The sequence below is a fragment of the Flavobacterium aquaticum genome, assembly GCF_003259835.1.
GTDB lineage: Bacteria > Bacteroidota > Bacteroidia > Flavobacteriales > Flavobacteriaceae > Flavobacterium > Flavobacterium aquaticum.
The window spans coordinates 1-5,305 of the sequence record NZ_QLMI01000013.1 but is presented as its reverse complement, the minus strand read 5'-3'; the positions used below and the strand labels follow the sequence as shown (position 1 = coordinate 5,305).

The following is a 5,305-nucleotide window of genomic DNA, read 5'->3' as shown; positions in this document are numbered from 1 at the left end:
ATTTATACATAAGCTAACGGGTTATTAGTACTACTCGACTATGACATTACTGCCTTTACATCTATAGCCTATCAACGTGGTCATCTTCCACGACCCTTAAAAGAAATCTCATCTTGTGGTGGGTTTCGCGCTTATATGCTTTCAGCGCTTATCCCTTCCCAACGTAGCTACTCTGCAGTGCTCCTGGCGGAACAACAGATACACCAGCGGTTAGTCCAATTCGGTCCTCTCGTACTAGAATCAGATCCACTCAAATTTCTAACGCCCACAGTAGATAGAGACCGAACTGTCTCACGACGTTCTGAACCCAGCTCGCGTGCCACTTTAATGGGCGAACAGCCCAACCCTTGGGACCTTCTCCAGCCCCAGGATGTGACGAGCCGACATCGAGGTGCCAAACCCCCCCGTCGATATGAGCTCTTGGGGGAGATCAGCCTGTTATCCCCGGCGTACCTTTTATCCTTTGAGCGATGGCCCTTCCATGCGGAACCACCGGATCACTATGCTCTACTTTCGTACCTGATCGACCTGTATGTCTCTCAGTCAAGCTCCCTTATGCCATTGCACTCTACGCACGGTTACCAAGCGTGCTGAGGGAACCTTTAGAAGCCTCCGTTACTCTTTTGGAGGCGACCACCCCAGTCAAACTACCCACCAAACAATGTCCCCCGCATTACGGGGTTAGGCCTCAGACAAGCAAAGGGTGGTATTTCAACAATGACTCCACAACGCCTAGCGACGCCACTTCATAGTCTCCCACCTATCCTACACATCACGTGTCCAAGGTCAATATTAAGCTATAGTAAAGGTGCACAGGGTCTTTTCGTCCCACTGCGGGTAAGCGGCATCTTCACCGCTACTACAATTTCACCGAGCTCATGGCTGAGACAGTATCCAGATCGTTACACCATTCGTGCAGGTCGGAACTTACCCGACAAGGAATTTCGCTACCTTAGGACCGTTATAGTTACGGCCGCCGTTTACTTGGGCTTCATTTCAATGCTTCTCCGAAGATAACATCTCCACTTAACCTTCAAGCACCGGGCAGGTGTCAGGCCCTATACTTCATCTTACGATTTTGCAGAGCCCTGTGTTTTTGATAAACAGTCGCCTGGATCTTTTCACTGCGGCCAGCATTGCTGCTGGCGACCTTTCTCCCGAAGTTACAGGTCTATTTTGCCTAATTCCTTAGCCATGAATCTCTCGAGCACCTTAGGATTCTCTCCTCAACTACCTGTGTCGGTTTACGGTACGGGTACTTATAATCTAAGTTTAGAAGATTTTCTTGGCAGCCTTTAGGTACACTATCTCGTTGTCCGAAGACTCTGAGTACTATCGCATTTCACCAGTCCCAGCGGATTTGCCTACCGGGCCTATAGCTAAGTGCTTTAACGAACTATTCCGTCAGTTCGCGGTACTTTCACCACTGCGTCTCTCCATCACAATTATAAGTAGTACGGGAATATTAACCCGTTGGCCATCGACTGTCCCTTTCGGGTTCGCCTTAGGACCCGACTAACCCGCAGCTGATTAGCATAGCTGCGGAAACCTTAGTTTTTCGGTGTGCGGGTTTCTCGCCCGCATTATCGTTACTTATGCCTACATTTTCTTTTCTAAACAGTCCAGCATGACTCACATCACACCTTCGACCCAGTTTAGAATGCTCCCCTACCACTTGTATTACTACAAATCCATAGCTTCGGTAGTATGCTTATGCCCGATTATTATCCATGCTCGTCCGCTCGACTAGTGAGCTGTTACGCACTCTTTAAATGAATGGCTGCTTCCAAGCCAACATCCTAGCTGTCTGGGCAGACAAACCTCGTTTTTTCAACTTAGCATACATTTGGGGACCTTAGCTGATGGTCTGGGTTCTTTCCCTCTCGGACATGGACCTTAGCACCCATGCCCTCACTGCTGGTAAACATTATATAGCATTCGGAGTTTGTCAGGAATTGGTAGGCGGTGAAGCCCCCGCATCCAATCAGTAGCTCTACCTCTATATAACTTATACCCAGCGCTGCACCTAAATGCATTTCGGGGAGTACGAGCTATTTCCGAGTTTGATTGGCCTTTCACCCCTACCCACAGGTCATCCGAAGACTTTTCAACGTCAACCGGTTCGGACCTCCACTATGTGTTACCACAGCTTCATCCTGCCCATGGGTAGATCACACGGTTTCGCGTCTACCATTACTGACTAAAGCGCCCTATTCAGACTCGCTTTCGCTACGGATCCACACCTGAAGTGCTTATCCTTGCCAGCAACGGTAACTCGTAGGCTCATTATGCAAAAGGCACGCCGTCACCCCACGAAAGGGCTCCGACCGCTTGTAAGCGTATGGTTTCAGGATCTATTTCACTCCGTTATTCACGGTTCTTTTCACCTTTCCCTCACGGTACTGGTTCACTATCGGTCTCTCAGGAGTATTTAGCCTTAGCGGATGGTCCCGCCAAATTCACACAGGGTTTCACGTGCCCCGCGCTACTCAGGATACCACTATCTATATCTTCTCTTACCCATACAGGACTATCACCCTCTTTGGTTAACCTTTCCAGGTTATTCCGGTTCAATCCGCATAGAATGTCGTGGTCCTACAACCCCAACATTGCCGTAACAACATTGGTTTGGGCTAATCCGCGTTCGCTCGCCACTACTTACGGAATCACTTTTGTTTTCTTCTCCTCCGCCTACTTAGATGTTTCAGTTCAGCGGGTTTGCCCCCTATCGGGTAATGCATCTTCAATGCATTGGGTTGCCCCATTCGGATATCTACGGATCAATTCGTGTGTGCCAATCCCCGTAGCTTTTCGCAGCTTATCACGTCCTTCATCGCCTCTGAGAGCCAAGGCATCCCCCATACGCCCTTATTTTGCTTATGTGCCGCCTAATTTTATATAATAAAACTAGGACTTTCTTTAATAAAACCGTAACATGTTACGATTCTACTGTACTTTCTACTTTTTAAATGTATTTTATCTCAATATGTCAATGAACTTTTTTCCTTTCGGAATCGTGGAGAATATCGGAGTCGAACCGATGACCTCCTGCGTGCAAGGCAGGCGCTCTAGCCAGCTGAGCTAATCCCCCGTTTTTTTAGTGTTCAGTTAACAGTTATCAGTTAACAGTACTTCAAACGGCTACTCAACCTCTAAAATTTCCTTTAAACAAGCTTAAAAAAGTAGTCCCGGGCAGACTCGAACTGCCGACCCCTACATTATCAGTGTAGTACTCTAACCAGCTGAGCTACGAGACTCTGTTTTCTTTGCTTATTCTTATTTTTTAAATTAACAGCGAGAGTAATATCTTCCTTTCAACTAAAACCTAACGGTTAAATCTTCTCTAGAAAGGAGGTGTTCCAGCCGCACCTTCCGGTACGGCTACCTTGTTACGACTTAGCCCTAGTTACTAGTTTTACCCTAGGCAGCTCCTTGCGGTCACCGACTTCAGGCACCCCCAGCTTCCATGGCTTGACGGGCGGTGTGTACAAGGCCCGGGAACGTATTCACCGGATCATGGCTGATATCCGATTACTAGCGATTCCAGCTTCACGGAGTCGAGTTGCAGACTCCGATCCGAACTGAGATAGGTTTTGTAGATTCGCTCCTGCTCGCGCAGTGGCTGCTCTCTGTACCTACCATTGTAGCACGTGTGTGGCCCAGGACGTAAGGGCCGTGATGATTTGACGTCATCCCCACCTTCCTCACAGTTTACACTGGCAGTCTCGTTAGAGTTCCCGACATGACTCGCTGGCAACTAACGACAGGGGTTGCGCTCGTTATAGGACTTAACCTGACACCTCACGGCACGAGCTGACGACAACCATGCAGCACCTTGTAAATTGTCCGAAGAAAAGTCTGTTTCCAGACCTGTCAATCTACATTTAAGCCCTGGTAAGGTTCCTCGCGTATCATCGAATTAAACCACATGCTCCACCGCTTGTGCGGGCCCCCGTCAATTCCTTTGAGTTTCACACTTGCGTGCGTACTCCCCAGGTGGGATACTTATCACTTTCGCTTAGCCACTCAGATTGCTCCGAACAGCTAGTATCCATCGTTTACGGCGTGGACTACCAGGGTATCTAATCCTGTTCGCTCCCCACGCTTTCGTCCATCAGCGTCAATCACTTAGTAGTAACCTGCCTTCGCAATTGGTATTCCATGTAATATCTAAGCATTTCACCGCTACACTACATATTCTAGTTACTTCCTAAGCATTCAAGTCTTACAGTATCAATGGCAGTTCCATCGTTGAGCGATGGGCTTTCACCACTGACTTATAAGACCGCCTACGGACCCTTTAAACCCAATGATTCCGGATAACGCTTGGATCCTCCGTATTACCGCGGCTGCTGGCACGGAGTTAGCCGATCCTTATTCCTACAGTACCGTCAAGCTCCCACACGTGGGAGGGTTTCTTCCTGTATAAAAGCAGTTTACAATCCATAGGACCGTCTTCCTGCACGCGGCATGGCTGGTTCAGTCTTGCGACCATTGACCAATATTCCTCACTGCTGCCTCCCGTAGGAGTCTGGTCCGTGTCTCAGTACCAGTGTGGGGGATCTCCCTCTCAGGACCCCTACCCATCATCGTCTTGGTAAGCCGTTACCTTACCAACTAACTAATGGGACGCATGCTCATCTTATACCGTTGGAACTTTAATTACATCTTGATGCCAAGTCGTAATGCTATGGGGCATTAATCCAAATTTCTCTGGGCTATTCCCCTGTATAAGGTAGATTGCATACGCGTTACGCACCCGTGCGCCGGTCTCAAACACCGAAGTGTTCTACCCCTCGACTTGCATGTGTTAGGCCTGCCGCTAGCGTTCATCCTGAGCCAGGATCAAACTCTTCATCGTATATTGTTTGATAGATTGCTCTATCTTGTTTTATTCGATTCAAGTCGCTAGGTTGTTTTCAATTTACTCGAAAAATCTTACTCTCTCTTATTTTCAAAATTACATCACTGTAATTTTGTACTGTCAATTCAATATGTCTATGAACGTGTCATTCTTTTTTTGTGTCGCCTCTCATTCGATTAGCGGGTGCAAAAGTACAACTCTTTTTTAATCTGGCAAGCTTTTTTGAAAAAATTTTTTGATTATTTTTTCCTGACCACTTACCCAATATTTTTAAGAACTTGTACGCTCCGATTCTTTCGTTTCGGGTCGGCAAAGATACTACCTTTACTTTTTATTATCCAAATCTTTTTTCAACTTTTTTTAAAGTTTTTTTGATTTGTTTAATCTTCAGCTTGTGTATGAACTTCTGCTCTAATGCGGGTGCAAAAGTAGAAATCTTTT

At 47.1% G+C, this 5,305-nt stretch carries 2 tRNA genes and 2 rRNA genes; all 4 read right to left on the bottom strand.

Going from position 1 to position 5,305, the window contains the following annotated elements:
- Positions 1–4: 4 nt before the first annotated feature.
- Positions 5–2,883, bottom strand: a 23S ribosomal RNA gene (locus tag B0I03_RS12965).
- Between the two features lie 134 nt (positions 2,884–3,017).
- Positions 3,018–3,091: transfer RNA gene (locus B0I03_RS12960), tRNA-Ala, on the bottom strand.
- Positions 3,092–3,183: 92 nt separating this feature from the next.
- A tRNA-Ile gene (locus B0I03_RS12955) sits at positions 3,184–3,257 on the bottom strand.
- A gap of 90 nt (positions 3,258–3,347) precedes the next feature.
- Positions 3,348–4,861: ribosomal RNA gene (locus tag B0I03_RS12950) — 16S ribosomal RNA — on the bottom strand.
- The 16S and 23S rRNA genes sit together here with 2 tRNA genes alongside, the layout of an rRNA operon.
- Between the last annotated feature and the right edge of the window lie 444 nt (positions 4,862–5,305).